General features: G+C 35.2%; 15 protein-coding genes. 9 read left to right on the top strand and 6 right to left on the bottom strand.

Annotated features, from left to right (window positions below):
* Window positions 1–2: 2 nt before the first annotated feature.
* Together M3627_RS08130 and M3627_RS08125 are read left to right on the top strand one after the other, a co-directional pair.
* Window positions 3–1,082, top strand: a complete 1,080-nt coding sequence (locus M3627_RS08130) for a GerAB/ArcD/ProY family transporter (protein WP_285841674.1) — start codon at window positions 3–5, stop codon at window positions 1,080–1,082.
* Window positions 1,075–2,172, top strand: a complete 1,098-nt coding sequence (locus M3627_RS08125; protein WP_251553582.1) for a Ger(x)C family spore germination protein — start codon at window positions 1,075–1,077, stop codon at window positions 2,170–2,172. The genes M3627_RS08130 and M3627_RS08125 overlap by 8 nt, the downstream gene beginning before the upstream one ends.
* Before the next feature lie 47 nt (window positions 2,173–2,219).
* Here the strand turns inward: M3627_RS08125 and M3627_RS08120 are convergent, their stop codons facing one another.
* The 4 genes from M3627_RS08120 to M3627_RS08105 form a co-directional block, all read right to left on the bottom strand.
* On the bottom strand, window positions 2,220–2,369 hold the full coding sequence (locus M3627_RS08120; RefSeq protein ID WP_169359095.1) for a YfhD family protein: 150 nt from the start codon (window positions 2,367–2,369) through the stop codon (window positions 2,220–2,222).
* A gap of 77 nt (window positions 2,370–2,446) precedes the next feature.
* Window positions 2,447–3,556: a sensor histidine kinase gene (locus tag M3627_RS08115; RefSeq protein WP_251553581.1), complete on the bottom strand. Its 1,110-nt coding sequence runs from the start codon at window positions 3,554–3,556 to the stop codon at window positions 2,447–2,449.
* Window positions 3,557–3,772: 216 nt separating this feature from the next.
* A complete protein-coding gene (locus M3627_RS08110) occupies window positions 3,773–4,801 on the bottom strand; it encodes a sensor histidine kinase (RefSeq protein ID WP_251553580.1) in 1,029 nt (342 codons plus the stop codon).
* Window positions 4,802–5,127: 326 nt separating this feature from the next.
* Complete coding sequence (locus M3627_RS08105) at window positions 5,128–5,565, bottom strand: hypothetical protein (RefSeq protein ID WP_169359092.1); 438 nt, start codon at window positions 5,563–5,565, stop codon at window positions 5,128–5,130.
* Between the two features lie 413 nt (window positions 5,566–5,978).
* On the opposite strand from M3627_RS08105, the gene M3627_RS08100 reads away from it, so the two are divergent.
* Both M3627_RS08100 and M3627_RS08095 read left to right on the top strand, forming a co-directional pair.
* A complete protein-coding gene (locus M3627_RS08100; protein WP_251553579.1) occupies window positions 5,979–6,500 on the top strand; it encodes a sigma-70 family RNA polymerase sigma factor in 522 nt (173 codons plus the stop codon).
* Window positions 6,493–7,866, top strand: coding sequence for a DUF4179 domain-containing protein (locus M3627_RS08095; protein ID WP_251553578.1), 1,374 nt, complete (start codon window positions 6,493–6,495; stop codon window positions 7,864–7,866). Before M3627_RS08100 ends, M3627_RS08095 begins: the two co-directional genes overlap by 8 nt.
* A 152-nt stretch (window positions 7,867–8,018) precedes the next feature.
* On the opposite strand, the gene M3627_RS08090 is transcribed toward M3627_RS08095, so the two are convergent.
* Window positions 8,019–8,927, bottom strand: coding sequence for a DL-endopeptidase inhibitor IseA family protein (locus tag M3627_RS08090; protein ID WP_251553577.1), 909 nt, complete (start codon window positions 8,925–8,927; stop codon window positions 8,019–8,021).
* Window positions 8,928–9,042: 115 nt separating this feature from the next.
* Here M3627_RS08090 and M3627_RS08085 point away from each other — a divergent pair, with 115 nt between their 5' ends.
* On the top strand, window positions 9,043–9,843 hold the full coding sequence (locus tag M3627_RS08085; RefSeq protein ID WP_251553576.1) for an SMI1/KNR4 family protein: 801 nt from the start codon (window positions 9,043–9,045) through the stop codon (window positions 9,841–9,843).
* A gap of 187 nt (window positions 9,844–10,030) precedes the next feature.
* On the opposite strand, the gene M3627_RS08080 is transcribed toward M3627_RS08085, so the two are convergent.
* Window positions 10,031–10,357 (bottom strand): nucleotide pyrophosphohydrolase, encoded by a 327-nt coding sequence (locus M3627_RS08080; protein ID WP_340886985.1) that lies wholly within the window; start codon window positions 10,355–10,357, stop codon window positions 10,031–10,033.
* 132 nt (window positions 10,358–10,489) lie between these two features.
* Here M3627_RS08080 and M3627_RS08075 point away from each other — a divergent pair, with 132 nt between their 5' ends.
* From M3627_RS08075 to M3627_RS08060, 4 genes are all read left to right on the top strand, one after another.
* A complete protein-coding gene (locus M3627_RS08075; protein WP_251553574.1) occupies window positions 10,490–11,626 on the top strand; it encodes an MFS transporter in 1,137 nt (378 codons plus the stop codon).
* 112 nt (window positions 11,627–11,738) lie between these two features.
* Window positions 11,739–12,731 carry a LacI family DNA-binding transcriptional regulator gene (locus tag M3627_RS08070; RefSeq protein WP_251553573.1) on the top strand — a complete coding sequence of 331 codons (993 nt, stop codon included), beginning with the start codon at window positions 11,739–11,741 and terminating at the stop codon, window positions 12,729–12,731.
* A gap of 112 nt (window positions 12,732–12,843) precedes the next feature.
* Window positions 12,844–14,121 (top strand): histidinol dehydrogenase, encoded by a 1,278-nt coding sequence (gene hisD, locus M3627_RS08065; protein ID WP_251553571.1) that lies wholly within the window; start codon window positions 12,844–12,846, stop codon window positions 14,119–14,121.
* 26 nt (window positions 14,122–14,147) lie between these two features.
* Window positions 14,148–15,470 (top strand): GntP family permease, encoded by a 1,323-nt coding sequence (locus M3627_RS08060; protein ID WP_169359085.1) that lies wholly within the window; start codon window positions 14,148–14,150, stop codon window positions 15,468–15,470.
* Window positions 15,471–15,493: the final 23 nt, after the last annotated feature.

Genomic DNA, 15,493 nt, shown 5'->3' with positions numbered 1-15,493 from the left:
ACCTGAGTGCTAATAAAGAGAGTTTAAAAGGCTATCATGTCATTTTTTTGGTACAGAGTATTATGTTTGGTACAGGAGTTCTGTCACTGCCTGAAAGATTGAGTAGTCTAGGGTACAGCCAGGCATTGATGCCAATCCTATTTGGAGTAATTGCAAGTATATCTCTATGGCCAATGATCTGGATATGTTCAAAATATCATGCAAAAAACTTGTTTGAGATTAATGAAGAAATATTAGGTAAGTCTTTAGGAAAGTGTATTAACGCCTTTATAGTCATTCAGTTAATTTTACTAGCAACTGCAAAGGTCAGTAATTATGTACAGCTGATTCAAAGCACGGCTCTCCAAGAACAAACGACAAGCATACCTCTTATTTTAGTTTTGCTATTGGTATTGTATATCGTTAATGGTGGTATAAAAAATGTTGCTAGATTTTGTATAATGGCATTTTTTATTACAATACCGATGGTTTATTTTTTAAAATGGTCTATAAATAAAGGTGATATAAGCCATGTTTTCCCTTTGTTTAATCATAGTTGGAATGATTTTTTTGTGGCATTTGACCAAGGCTTTAATACTGTATTCGGATATGAGGTAATATTAATATTCTTTCCTTATATTATTAATAAACAAAAAGCGTTTAAGCATGGATTAATAGGTATTTGGATTAGTGTATCTTTGTTCTTCTTGACTACCCTGGTAAGTGTCATGTATTTTTCTGAATGGCAGCTAAGTAATGTTCAGTACTCTGTTTTACATCTATTTAAAGCAGGGGGATTTTCTTTTGTGGAGAGAATAGATATTTTTGGTATTACCTTGTGGGTATTTTTAGTGCTTTCATCTGTGTCAGGATATATCTGGGCTTCTATGAAAGGTGTAAATTCTATTATAACCAAAAGAAAAAGTTCCCACGTTTATATAATAGCTACTACCATTTTCGTAATCCTTACGCTACCACTTTCTCATGAAAATTTAGAGAGGGCTTTTATTGTAAGTTATAGAATTGGTTATGGACTATTACTGTGGCCAATTATTTTAATTGCCCTTCACTTTATTAAAAAAAGCAGGTGGAATCATGAGTAAAAAAATCATTGTAATATTATTAATAGGAATGGTTTTTTTGACGGGCTGCAATTTGAATGAAAAGAAGGTCCCGATTGAAGGTATTGATATGGTAGGAATTCTTGGATTTGACTATGAGGGAGAAGGCACTTATAAACTAACTGCAGCCATTCCTCAAAAATCCAAGTATGCTAATGAAAGAACACAAATCTATACAACTACAACTGAATTAGTCACAACAGGAATGGTTGACATTGAGAAAAAAACAGAGAAAAAAGTAGTTTTAAATCAATTACGTGTCATTTTATTTAGTGAGGAATTTGCTACTAGTGGAAAGGTTGAAGAAGTAATCAAGCATTTATACGGAAACACACAAGTAGGCAATGAGGTTTTGCTGGCTATTGTAAAAGGTAGTGCTGAGGAGTTAATGCGACAGGATTATACTGACAAGGCAAGCGTCATAAACTATGTCAGTGACCTGCTCCAGCCAAGTGTAAACTTAGCATTTAACCCAAATACTAATATACATGACTTGATGTATACACAAACTAATCCTAATATAGATTCAATTATGCCTGTAATTGAGCTTAAAGGGAAAAAGTTGGAGTTAACTGGTGTCGCCTTATTTAAAGGGGATCATATGGAAAACGTACTTCATCCAGATGATGCCTTATATATTCAAGCAATACAGGGGAAGAAAAAACTATCTCCCTTTACCTTAAATGTGGGGGGAGGAGATACACTCTTACTTGATTTCATTGATAACAGTGTAAAAATTATAAGTAATAAAAGCTTAGAATCCCCAAGATTAAAAATTATACTTAAAATAGAGGGAACGATGTCAGAGTATAAAGGTAAAAATATTTCCTTTAAAGACCCAGAAATCATGGAAAGATTAGAAAAAGATGCAGAGAAGGATTTGAAAAAAAAAATCAATGATTTCTTAGAAGAAATGCAAAAATTAGAGGTCGATCCCATTGGATTGACAGAAAACGTACGTCGACATCAGCGAGTTAAGTGGGATACCGAGCTTACCCGTAAAACTATAAGTAAAATGAAGTGGGATATTGAGGTTGATATGTCTATTTTAAGTACAGGTGTACTTCACTAGAAGATGATTTAAGGAGGACATGAATATCAAGTCCTCCTTAAATCATACTATTTATTTTTTCTAGAGGAATGTCTCAGTTCTGCAAATTCTCGAGCAAATTCTTCTCGGACATCCTTAGGCTTAATCTTCATATTCTTTGGTGTCTGAGGTAAGGAACCAGTGTTATTACTACTTCCCTTTTTGTCGTCTCTACCCATGATGTTATACTCCCTTTCTAAAATTTTCTCTTTATTAAGATGAGAAGAAAAGGTAATTTTACTCCTGGGAATAAAACTTATTTAGAAATCATTTTTCCTTTTTCTTGTTCCACTACAGGTGGAATGTAAGCTAATGATGATCTAAAATTTAATTCGAATGTAGTTCCAACGCCTACCTCGGACTCTACATGAATATTTCCATTCATTGCACGGATAACACTAAAAACAACCAATATACCAAGACCAGTTCCTTGGTTCCCTTTTGTAGAGTAATACGGCTCTCCTAAACGACTTAATTGCTCATCAGTCATTCCTGAACCAGTATCTTTGATCGTGATGACGACGTTCGTAGGCGTAGCTTCTGTCCCCACAGTTAAAATTCCTCCTGAAGACATAGATTCTATTCCATTCTTCATAATATTAACTAAGCTTTGATGAAATTTTTGACTGTCACCCATAATTATGGATTCCTCTGCGAAATATGTAATTATTTCCACAGACCTATTTTGTGCCAGTGGTATAAGCATTTGTATGACTTGATTTAATGCCTTGTTGATGAGAATAGTGTTTTCAGTTTCTGGATCAACTTTAGAAATTGTAAGATAATCTTGAATAACTCTTTCAGCTGACTGAAGCTCACTTTTAACGATAGATAAATACTGCCTTTTTGTGTCTGCTGAAATTGAGTCGTTATGTAAAAGTTGGACAAAACCTATAGCAGCAGTCAATGGATTGCGTATTTCATGAGAGATAGCGGCACCCATCTTTTCCACAACTCCTTGCCTTTCTAAAGTTACAAGTTGCTGTCTGTAGATTGTAAATTTATCAACCTCCTCTAAAAAATAGGTGATCATCCCTACTCCTAAAGGTTGTAAAAATAAAAATGCAAAACTTACATCAAGTATGTCATAACCATCTAACATAAAAAGTAAGGGAGTGGTTTGATAAATTCCTACGATATAAATAAAGCCTATTGCTATCCAAATTCGTTGTTCTCTATTTTTTCCCAAAAACCAAGGGTGTATCTTCCATAAAATAAGAGAGAAAATAGCATAATAAGATACTGTTACCCAAAATCCTAAATCTATTCCAAAAAAGGCTCTAATAATAATTGCTGTTAGACCTAGGTATGGACCTAGACCAATATAAAGCGCACCAATTACAAAAGGAATATTTCTTAAGTCCAATAAGATATTTTCAGATAAAGGATAGCTAAATCCGTAGCAAATTATGAGGCTGGCGAAACAATACAACGTCGCAATGAATTGTACCTTTTTCGTATTTTCAAGCCAAATCAAGCTGAAAAAAAGTAATACTATTAAAAGAGATAGGTTGAAAAAAAAATGTAGCGTCAGCTCCATAGTATTACCTCTTTTCAGAAAGATTGAATGTGAATTAAAACTTTACCAGAATATATATGAAGTTTTTTGTTTGCGGAAGGTAAAGTAATAAGTAGTTTCCTGTTCGGTTCTCTTCGTTCGAACAGTACCTTTTATATTTCTTATAATACCGAAATCAATGGATGTGTCTAGTACTTTAGATTCCATTTGATTTTCTGTGGTAGGACTAGTTATTGTAATAAGAATTTTGGTTTTAGTCTCCTTAGTTGTGATAGATATAACGCCTCCATCTGTTAAGGAAACTATATTATTTTTAATGATATTTATGAATGTGTGCTGGAACTTTGCACGATCTCCATCTATTAAACTAGTAGACGATAAATCAGAGACAATCTTAACCGAATAATAGTTGGCTAATGGTTGTAAAAGCTTTAGAACAATAGGGAGTTCCTCTTGAATATTTAATTCTTTTGTATGTTCTGTTATAGGCTTAGAGTAAGTTAAATAATCTTGAATAATTTTCTCTGCCAAATCAAGTTCGTCTTTTAAAATAGCAAGGTATTGCTTGCTTTTTTCAGAATCTAGGGGTTCTCTAGTTAATAATTCGACAAATCCAATTGCTGAAGTTAAAGGATTTCTAATTTCATGTGATATAGCCGCACCCATTTGTTCTACGGCTTCTTTTTTTTCTACTTTTATTAAAAGCTTCCTTTGGGTATTTATTTTTTCAAAGGCTTCAATAATATATGTAATGATGGCAATGCCAAGTGGGGGAATAACTATATATGCTATATATAAATCTAAAGTATGTGCGCTCCCACTAGTGTTTAGTACAACTAATAATATAAAAAGGCTCATTATAAGAGCTAAAAAGGAGGAACAAATTATACGATATTTAGATTTTAATCGCATAAAATAAGGAGATACTATCCATAATGCAATACTTAGTATGCCATTGATCGTAAGAGTCATATAGAAACCTAAATCTATTCCATGTAGACCTCTTAGTAAAATGACGATTGCGCACAAAATTGGACTCAACCTAAAATAGAGGCTTCCTATAAGTAAAGGGACCATTCGTAAATCTAACATTAATTCATCCGTTAAATGATAGGAAAACAAATAGCACAGAAGTAATGTAATAACAAAAAATATTAAAGAGGTTTTTTTTCTTTTAAGCAGGCTACCAGGTTTTCTTAAGTTAGTGAAACAAAGGAAAAACAAGATGATAATTAAGGATAAATTGAATAGAAAATTAACGGTAATAAGCTCCAATTTAATACCTCATCTCACCTTAAGATTATAAATTTATATTATCTTTAAATCGAAGGGTATTCAAGTTTTTATTTAATTATTTGGAAAATTTAATAAAATGAAAGTAAATAAAAACCAGATCTATAAGCTAGATCTGGTTTTTACTATAGGGTTTCTTTATTAAAAAAAGAAATTAGCTGCTTATTAGTAGGAGCTTGGATTTTAAACGTTAGCTCTCTATCACCGCTATTTTCAATACGTGGGATGATGGATTCTATTACATGGAACTTCCAAAAAGATGGCTTACTTTTCGTGCTTTTTTCGGTATCCGAAGTCATCATTTTACGTTGGAAGGGATGTAACTTACACATAAGGAATTTTTCTTTTAGACGTATGAGTAAATATCCATCATCTGTTTCAGGGTTAAACTTTTTCATAAGTGATTCACCTAGCTCAAACGTGTTTGATTTATTTTGAACCGATGGCGAAATGACGAATATATTTCCTTTACGAAACACGGAAGTATTAGAAACTTGTTGTAGACCTAACTCGTTAATTAAAAAATCGAGATTTACTTGTGATGCTTCACTAGCGACTGACATAAAGTAGTGCCTCCTTTACAAATCCACAAACTCATTACTATTAAGTATACCCCATTTTCTCATTAATATCTTAAGTTAAGCATAATAAAATTAATAATTTACTGATTTTTCGTAAAAAAAACCAAAAAAAATATAAAAATGGCCTTCCTACTAAGTATATTTTGAGTAGAAACACTTAATTCCTTTTTTATTAAAATTATTTACTAAATAATTCGTTTTTAGTGGATAAAAACACAAGCAGTTCATAAATATTCCATGTTTCATCGGTAAAGATCTATTAATGAAACTGACTCAACTATTGGTTAAAGACTCCAATAGGAAAATACATCAAAATACACGTATAAGAAAATTTGTAAAACTTTTTTCGCTTTAGACGGTCTAATTAATAGAGACATAAGAAATGGGGTGATGTTTTGAGCGAGCATCAATTAGTAACAAGAGCAATAAAGGGGGACGAGGAGGCTTTTTTAAATCTTATGCATTTTCATCAAGAGGCATTATATAGGACTGCTATGTCCTATTTGAAAAATGAAGATGCTTCACTAGAAGCGGTTCAGGAAGTAACATATAGGGCCTTTAAGCATCTAAAAAAACTTAAAGAGCCAGCTTATTTTAAGACGTGGCTGATACGGATTATGATGAACTACTGTCAGGATGTTATTAAAAAAGGCAAGAGAGAGACATTTGAGGAGAGCCAACTACACCTATACGGTAAAAATGAAGATTTTACCTTTTTAGAAATAGAGGAGGCACTTAGCCACTTGACTGACTACGAGAGAGAGCTACTCCACCTTAAATATTTTGAAGACATAAAAATAAAAGATATTGCGGTCATGTGGAAGACGCCTGAAGGGACGATTAAAACGAGATTACATAAGGCACTCCGTTCATTGCGATATCACTTTGAGGAGAAAGGGGAGATGAAGCGTGTTTGAAGAGGAAAAACAGAAACTAGAAAAACGAAAAAGTCTAATCGATCAGGTCGAAATTCCTTTGGACAGGCTACAGATGTCTGTAAAAAATGGCTTTGAAAAAGCAAAACAAGAGAAAATTAGGAAAAGAAAAATTACTCAGCGTACTTCGTGGTCTGTCGCAATGGTGGCCATCTTATTTATAGCATTTGTAACCTCGGTAAACGTTTCTCCAGCTTTTGCTAACAAAGTGTCTGAGATACCAGGCATGGAGCGGGTAGTAGCTCTTATTCAAAATGACAAGGGTCTTGTAGCTGCTGTAGAAAATGATTTTTATCAATCTATAAATGCTTCTGAATCCCAAAATGGTATTACCGTTACGCTGGATGGAGTAATTGCAGATAAAAAAGGAATGGTTATTTTTTATACAGTTAAATCAGAAGAAAAGCGTCTTCCAATGGAAATCGAACGATTAGAATTGTTAACGCAGGATTACAAGTATCTGCCTGCTTATAGTACCACCTTTTGGGGAGGGGCTAGCAATATCATAAAAGAAACCGAATTTAGTTCTAAGATGACCGTTGAATATATGCCAGGTCATTGGGTTTATAAAAACGAGCTTTTATTTACTTTAGGTCTAAAATACGATGGCAAAGTTGATAATTTCAAAATTCCATTTACTTTTGAGAGATCAAAAGTAGAGAGTAAGAAAATTGTATTAAATAAAGACATTTCTATAGAGGGACAAAAAATGAAGGTTAAGGAAATTTTAATAAATCCTATTCGAGCTGAACTTATAATTGAAGTGGATCCTAGTAACTCGATGGAGATATATTCTTTAGATAATCTCAAACTTAGAAATGATTTAGGAGATGAATGGGTAATAGACAACGGTGGGACGTTGTTTAGAAGTATAGATGGGGCTAAGTGGAACATTACACTTCAAAGTCCTTATTATAATCAAACAGATAACTTGTATCTAACATTTGGAAAAATAGCAGCATTAGACAAAGATGAAGCCTATATACTCATTGATACAGAATCAGGCGAGTTCTTGAAGCAACCTAAAAATTCTATCTTCAGCGATCTAAATATTAATAATGAAAATATCCGTTTTCACATAGGAGAAGGACAATATACCATTTTTTCTTCCTTTGTTGATAGTAAGGGAAAAGAATTTTTGATTAAGGATCAATATACTAATATTCGACCAGGAAACAAGTATGTAAGTGGCTCATGGACGAAAAATTCCAGGGGGCTAGATCTCGAGTTTCAACTGCCTGAAGAACCAATAACAAATCCTATTAGACTTGATATTCTCTATTATCCTAACTGGATTGAAGATGATGTCAAAGTAGAAATACTTCCAAAAAACGGTTCCATTCAATAAATCATTTATCACGAAAAAATATATCTAAAGGAGGCAAGAATACTACTAAATAGTATTCTTGCCTTTAGCTTTGTTCTATGCTGGCTATACTACGTCATATTATATTTCTTGAATTTTGTTCTCATTTCGCTAAGTTTGTAAACTCTCCCTAATTAATACATACTAATTTGACCGACCTGATGAATTTTAAAGTCCATATATCCATTAGGCTCTACGACAAAATACATTTTATTTTCACCTGAAGTTAGAGGGCCATTATAGTCCTTTTCAAGCTCAACAAAAACCGTTGCGACAAACTCTACGTGGTATGAGCCCCTGTCTACCTCTTTTAGTTTAGATAACTCCATTTTTTTAATACCCTTCTTAAATTTGCTAACATCAAAATAGGATGTTGGCAGCAACTGATTTTGAGCAATTGAAGAATTTGTCGTTAGATTGGCAAATAGAGTGTGAATTGGGTTGATTTTATCTGGGATATTAAGGTCAACCACTGGTTTTTTATTCACTCTCCAACCTATGTTTTCAACGAATTGGTATTCTACAATGTACATGATCTTATCGATAGATTCTCCTAGGGGAACCGTTATCCGATATTTAACTTTGTTTTTTTCTTTTTTAACAATTTCTGCATTCGCTTTTCCCCAGTCCTCGAGGGAGCCAATGTCAGTTTCTTGTTGTGCAAGCTTCCCTTTATATTCTATGATTTCTAAATCTTCTATTAGCTGTTCAGCTATTTGAGAAGTCATTGTTTGAGTTAGATAGGCCATAAGTTTACCTTTAGTATCAATCTTACTGGATAAGTAACGGTAAGCTAAGTCATTAAAAAGGAATGTATTATATTCCCGATTCTGATACCCCCCTCCACTACTTATAAATAGATATGCTTCATGATATTTAGCCGCTAAGTCAATTGCTACTTTGTCAGTTAGGTAATGGTTATTTTGTGTAGCTGACTGAACAGTTGGGTTTTTGGTTTGTGCCTCTGTAGCATTTACAAAGGAAGTATTTAATAGACTCAGGGCCGTAAATGCAATTAAAAACTTTGTAGTTTTAGTTTTCATCCTAATTCCTCCAATTTGAGTTTGTTAGAGCTATAAATATAAATAGTTGAAAGGGTATTTTGTTGAGATTATAGAATAGGAGACTAATAAATATTATGTAGAGGGAGCAAAGATTATGTCTGCTGACTTAAAAGAAGCTTATGGAAATTACTTAATCCCGAAAGAAATCTTACAGCTCATTCAGCTAGAGGAGAACCTTAACAAGGAAGATTTATCGTTAAGTATGATCGGATGCATACCAGCCACCGAGCTGTCGCCTTACTCAATTACACCGCCTGATTTAATACCCTTTGCAGAAACTGGAGGGGATGGCATTCACTTTGGTTTTTTGACTGACTTTCATAAAGTTGGAGATGTAATGGAAGCTGCTATTGTATGCATATCACCTACTAACGCCCCACCAGTTCGTTACTTGGCGAATAACTTCTACGAGTTTATAAGTCTAGTATGTTCCGTACCCCATGTGGAGTTGCTTGAGCAATTAGCTACTATTTCAAATAAAGAACAAGAAAAGGCTATATTAGAAGAATATATGTCCGAACTACCAAGTTCATGGAAAATAAAACAAGAAAAAGTCTTCTCAGCATTAAAAGGCATCTATCCAGAAGGAAAAAAGGTAGATATTATAGCTACTATTTCCGCAGCAAAAGAAAAAAGGATGGAAAAAATAGTTATCGAAACCTTTGATGGTTTAGGAGTTGTAGGTGAAACTGGTGGGAAAAGATATGAATTTTTGGAGAGTAGAATAAGTGATTCAAAAGAGTTATTAAGAATGCATCAATTTCTTCAAGAGGCAACTTTGGAAGAAAAGCAGGCTTTTATTAGGGACATACAGTACTGGTATATAGTCGATCCAGATTACAACTATGAGATTTGGTCGTTAGTTCAAGATGTAATCCGGACGTTTAATAAGTGAGTTCATAACATGCTGGGATTTTGGCACTAGAAAAGACGTCACAATATAAAAGATTACATGGAGATAGCTAGCTCGTATCTCACCCTAAAGCGTGCTGCGTAACGAAAAACAATAGCTCCTTCCATTTTTTAAAGTAAAAGGAAAGGAGCTTTATTTCTTCTATCTGGTTGTCTCAGCCTCATTGTCTCTAGTTAGGTAAAGGATATTTTATAGCATTCTTTTGTATTTTCTTTTTAGCTGCTTCCTTTAAATCTATGTCTAATAGGTTTGCGAGTTGTAGGAGGTAGATTAGAACATCTGCCGCTTCTTCTTCAATGCCTTGTTTGTCGTTTGCTATAGCTTCTTCTGGGGTACGCCATTGAAAGTGCTCTAATAGTTCACTAGCTTCTAAAGATATAGAGATCGCGAGACTACGAGCATCAGTATTGCGAACCCAACCTCTTTTTTGGTTAAACTCCAAAATTTCTTCTGTTAATTCCTTCATATTCTTCTGCCCCTTTTGTAACCATAAAATGGTTTAAATGTATTGTATGTCTACCATTATTATAGCCAAGCTGATAAACAAATGGTCTATAATCTTTTAAACATAGCGGCTTATATATTGATATAATATTGAACTATACATAATGCGATTGAGGGGAGATATATGAATCTAAAAGGAGTTTTGCTATTAATATTCTTATTTCATACTGTAGTAAACGCAACTAGGCCAGTCATTACACTCTCAGCCGACGAGTATGGGGCATCTATTTGGATCATTGGTATTCTAACCTCTACATTTGCCTTTTTACCATTAATATTTTCAATTCATGCCGGCAAAATAATAGATAAAATAGGAGATAGGCTCCCTATTATTATCGGGTTTGTTAGCCTTATAGCCGGTATGATTGTTCCTGCTGCTTTTTCTACTATATGGTCTTTGTTTGCAAGTCAGTTACTGTTAGGGATAGGGAATATAAGTATACCTATTGCCTTACAAAATCAGTTAGGTCACCAAACGACTAAGAAAAACAGAGATTATTATTTCAGTATGTTCAGTTTGTGTGTTGCTTTTGGAGCTGTAGTAGGTCCTCTCATGGGTGGATACTTGTCTGAACATATATCCTTTCAAATTGTTTATATAGTATGCGTGGGGATAGGATTAGCTGGTATTATCTTTTCTTTAAAAATCCCTAAGGCAGAGCAACAAATACATAGAAAGCCAACTAAAATGATTGACTCTATCAAGCTATTAGAAAGCCCGTTAATAAGAAGGGCCTTGTTCTCCAGTGCCTTAGTTCTTTATTCAAAAGACATCTTTGTTGCCTATTTTCCGTTATTAGGAAAACAAATGGACTTGTCTACATCTACAATAGGTTGGATCATAGCGCTCCAGGGATTAGCAACCATGTTTGTCCGTTTTGTGTTACCAAAGCTTTTAGAAATATATAAGAGGGAGTTTATCTTATTCGTATCCATATTTGTCGCAGGGATTGCCTTTTTATTGTTGCCTTTGACAAACTCCGTCCTTGTAATTGCTTTTCTCGCAATTATGATGGGGTTAGGCTTAGGGTGCGGACAGCCAATCTCCATGACAACGACTTATAATGCATCTCCACCAGAAAGGACAGGGGAAATTTTAGGACTACGAATAACGATAAATCGCTTATTTCAGCTCATTGCACCAGCTTTTTTTGGTGTTATTGGAGGCTCTGTTGGAATGGCAGGCGTATTTCTTTTTAGTGGTGTTTTTCTAGTTGGAGGATCGTTGTTGTTTAAGGGGAAGAAAGGTGAAGAAGATTAAAGCTGTTGATAAACGCTAATCTTTTAATAGAGGTTAGTGTTTATTATTTCCAAAAAAACAATATTATTGTATAGTTTGAAATAATTAAAATTTTAAGGAGGTAGTGAGTAAGATGAATCAAGGAGTTACAGCTAAGGACGTGGCGAAGCTTGCTGGCGTTTCTCAATCTTCTGTCTCACGTGTTTATTTTAAAGGGGCGACTGTGTCTCAAAAAACTCGTGAGAAGGTATTGGCTGCTGCTAAGGAATTAGGTTATAGACCAAATGAATTTGCCCGTAGTTTAATTACAAATAGAACGAAAATAATTGGTTTAGTTATGAAGGGGGTCCAGAATCCTTTTTATCCACAGGTATTAAAGCAATTTACAACTGCATTTAAAAAGTTGGGCTACAGCATTTTATTTGTGTATACAAATAACGATGAGATTCAACAAGAGGATATTGATACATTACTTAACTATAACGTTGCGGGTGTCATTATTACGGATGCCACGTTGTCTTTGCAGGCAAACGAGGATCTATTTAATAACAGAATTCCTTTAGCTTTGTTTAATAGAAAGATTGATGGTAATAAGTTTTATTCGGTATGCTGTAACAATTTAGAGGCGAGTAAACAAATTGCACAGTACCTATTGGAGGCAGGTTGCTCTAATATGATTTATATTTCTGGCAATGAAAACACATCAACTAGTATAGAGAGAGAAAAAGGCTTTGTAACAGTATTAAAGGAAAATAAAGTAGAATATAAAAAATATATTTCTGATTTTACTTACGAGGGTGGGTATAAAACAATCGAGAAAGTAGTGGCTCAGGGAAAAGTACCCGAAGCGATATTCGTGGCGAATGATATTATGGCTCTAGGAGTGATGGATTCCTTAAAAAAACATCATATAGCTGTTCCGGATGAAGTGAAGGTGGTGGGATTCGACAATATTGAGATGTCCGCTTGGCCTTCTTATAGTTTAACTACTTGGGAGCAGCCAATAAATGAAATGGTAAACGTAACAGTGGACTATTTAACCACGGAAATCAGCGAATACTCTGGTCAGGCTCAAAATATAGAGATTGATGGAAAACTAATTGTTCGTAATTCAACATATAAATAGTTGACTAATTAATGTTTTTAGAATAATCTTACTTGTATATATTTTGCATACGTATGCAAAGAAGGATTGTATTTTTATGAATGCGTTTTCAAACAAAGGGGAGGAATTACAAATGGTAAAAGTAATTAAGTCTGGAAAGTCACAAGAAGAAGTAAGTGCTAATGATTTAAAGGTATCTCAAATAGTGTCAGAGGCCTTAAAGGATGTAGAGTCAAGAGGGGATCAAGCGGTTCGTGAATTATCCGAGAAGTTTGATAAATGGTCACCTGAATCATTTCGTCTATCAACAAAACAAATTGAAGAAATGGTAGCACAAGTACCAACAGAGGTAATTGAGGATATCAAGTTTGCTCAAAAGAATATTCGTGAGTTTGCAGAAGCCCAACTAGCTTCACTAAATGACGTAGAAGTAGAAAATATTCCAGGAGTTATTTTAGGGCATAAAAATATTCCTGTAAATAGCGTCGGTTGTTATATACCTGGCGGACGATATCCAATGGTTGCCTCAGCTCATATGAGCGTATTAACTGCAAAAGTTGCCGGGGTTAAAAGAGTAATTGCATGTACTCCTCCTATTAATGGAGAAATTCCTTATGCTACTATTGCAGCTATGTCATTAGCGGGAGCAGATGAAATTTATTTACTAGGCGGTATTCAGGCAATGGGTGCCATGGCAATTGGAACGGAAACTATTCAATCAGTGGATATGATTGTCGGCCCTGGTAATGCGTTTGTAGCGGAGGCGAAGCGTCAGCTTTATGGTCGTGTTGGAATTGACTTGTTTGCCGGTCCAACAGAAACGTTGGTAGTAGCAGATCATACAGCAGATGCAGAAATGGTTGCTACAGATATTCTAGGACAAGGAGAACATGGTCCAACTTCTCCAGGAGCTTTAATAACTACTTCAGAAAAATTGGCAGAGGAAACGTTAATAGAGATTGAGCGTCAGTTACAAACTTTACCTACGGCCGATGTAGCGAGAGTCTCATGGGAAGATTATGGTCAAATTCTTTTGGTAGATTCTATTGAAGAAGCTAGAGTAGAGGCTGATCGTTTAGCATTTGAGCATGTGGAAATTTTGACGGAAGATCCTAATTACTTCTTAGAAAATATGACGAACTATGGCTGCCTTTTCTTAGGGCCAGAAACGAATGTAGCTTACGGGGATAAAGTAATTGGAACGAATCATACACTGCCGACAAAAGGTGCGGCAAGATATACGGGCGGCTTATGGGTAGGCAAATTTATTAAAACAGTAACCTATCAAAAGGTAACACCGGAGGCAAGTGCTTATATTGGGGAATATGCAGCACGTTTATGTCAGTTAGAGAACTTTGCTGGACACGCCGAGCAGGCACTATTAAGAGTAAGACGTTACGGAAATAAATAGTTCGTAGGGGTGAAGGGGGAAAAAGGATGTTAGGTTTCATAGGATTATTTGGTGGTCTCGCGTTATTGATTTATTTAACTATGAAGGGGATGAACCTTCTCATTGCCGCACCACTCACAGCTCTGTTCGTTGGGGTATTTAATGGACTTCCATTGTTTCCACAGCTTGTAGAGAAGGGTGCTGATAATTTCTTAACTAATTATATGGGAGGCTTTACTAGCTTCATAGCTTCTTGGTGGTTAATGTTCTTAGCGGGTGCCATTTTTGGTAAAGTCATGGAGGATAGTGGGGCAGCAGATAGCGTGTCCCAATGGATTGTTAGTAAAATTGGTATTAAGCGTGCAGCGCTAGCTGTTGTAATTGCCTGTGCTGTTTTAACTTATGGGGGAGTAAGTTTATTTGTAGTAGCCTTCTCGGTATATCCAATGGCTTTGAGTTTATTTAAGCAAGCAGATTTGCCAAGACGCTTTATACCAGCTGCTCTTGGCTTTGGTTCTACAACCTTTACAATGACGTCAGCGGGCTCACCAGAAATTCAAAACTGGATTCCTATCCCATTCTTAAAAACATCTCCTTATGCAGGTTGGGAAGTAAGCATTATTGTAGCTGTTTTCATGATGGCATTTGGTTATTGGTGGCTGAAAAAGATGATTAAGAAAGCAATGGATAATGGCGAGTCATTTGTGAGTAGGGAATCTGATGTAACCACGGCTGCTCGTAAAGAATTGCCCAATCCATTACTAAGTATGATCCCTTTAGGTGTAGTATTAATTATTTCATTTGTCTTACATAAGGAATTGGAAACTTCGGCATTAATCCTTGCATTGACCGGTGGTATTATTGCTACCTATCTAATAAACAAAAAGTATTTTCAAAATTTCAGTGGTGCTGTTGCTGAAGGAGCTATGGGTGCTGTTATCGCCATTGCCAATACCGCGGCTGTTGTGGGCTTTGGTGGTGTAGTAAAGGTTACTCCCGCATTTGAATCAGCAGTTGATGTAATGACTGGTATACCAGGTAGTCCACTAATTGGTGGCGCGTTAGCCGTAGCTGTTATCGCGGGTTTAACCGGTTCATCTTCAGGTGGACAGGCAATTGCCTTACCGCTTTTAGCACCACATTATTTAGATTTAGGTGTAAATGCAGAAGCGCTTCACAGATCCGTTGCCATTTCTTCTGGGTCTCTAGATTCATTGCCACAAGGTGGCTATGTAGTTACGACTATTCGTTCAATCTGTGGAGAAACACATAAGGATGCTTATCCGGCCTTTGGGGCTTTAACCGTTGTTGTGCCGATACTCGGTGTAATATTAGCAGTTATTCTTTTCTCTTTTGGCATAGGGATATAATCACAATACCCAACAAGCAGTGG

Source organism: Psychrobacillus sp. MER TA 171 (genome assembly GCF_023713305.1).
Taxonomy (GTDB): Bacteria; Bacillota; Bacilli; order Bacillales_A; family Planococcaceae; genus Psychrobacillus.
This window is presented reverse-complemented; position numbering and strand designations above follow the sequence as displayed.

Bases quoted from the DNA above. Each gene is read 5' to 3' on its own strand.
- M3627_RS08125 (WP_251553582.1), top strand. From the start codon at position 1,075: ATGAGTAAAAAAATCATTGTAATATTATTAATAGGAATGGTTTTTTTG.
- M3627_RS08085 (WP_251553576.1), top strand. From the start codon at position 9,043: ATGTCTGCTGACTTAAAAGAAGCTTATGGAAATTACTTAATCCCGAAA.
- M3627_RS08105 (WP_169359092.1), bottom strand. From the start codon at position 5,565: ATGTCAGTCGCTAGTGAAGCATCACAAGTAAATCTCGATTTTTTAATT.
- hisD (WP_251553571.1), top strand. From the start codon at position 12,844: ATGGTAAAAGTAATTAAGTCTGGAAAGTCACAAGAAGAAGTAAGTGCT.
- M3627_RS08070 (WP_251553573.1), top strand. From the start codon at position 11,739: ATGAATCAAGGAGTTACAGCTAAGGACGTGGCGAAGCTTGCTGGCGTT.
- M3627_RS08120 (WP_169359095.1), bottom strand. From the start codon at position 2,369: ATGGGTAGAGACGACAAAAAGGGAAGTAGTAATAACACTGGTTCCTTA.
- M3627_RS08110 (WP_251553580.1), bottom strand. From the start codon at position 4,801: ATGTTAGATTTACGAATGGTCCCTTTACTTATAGGAAGCCTCTATTTT.
- M3627_RS08060 (WP_169359085.1), top strand. From the start codon at position 14,148: ATGTTAGGTTTCATAGGATTATTTGGTGGTCTCGCGTTATTGATTTAT.
- M3627_RS08090 (WP_251553577.1), bottom strand. From the start codon at position 8,927: ATGAAAACTAAAACTACAAAGTTTTTAATTGCATTTACGGCCCTGAGT.
- M3627_RS08075 (WP_251553574.1), top strand. From the start codon at position 10,490: ATGAATCTAAAAGGAGTTTTGCTATTAATATTCTTATTTCATACTGTA.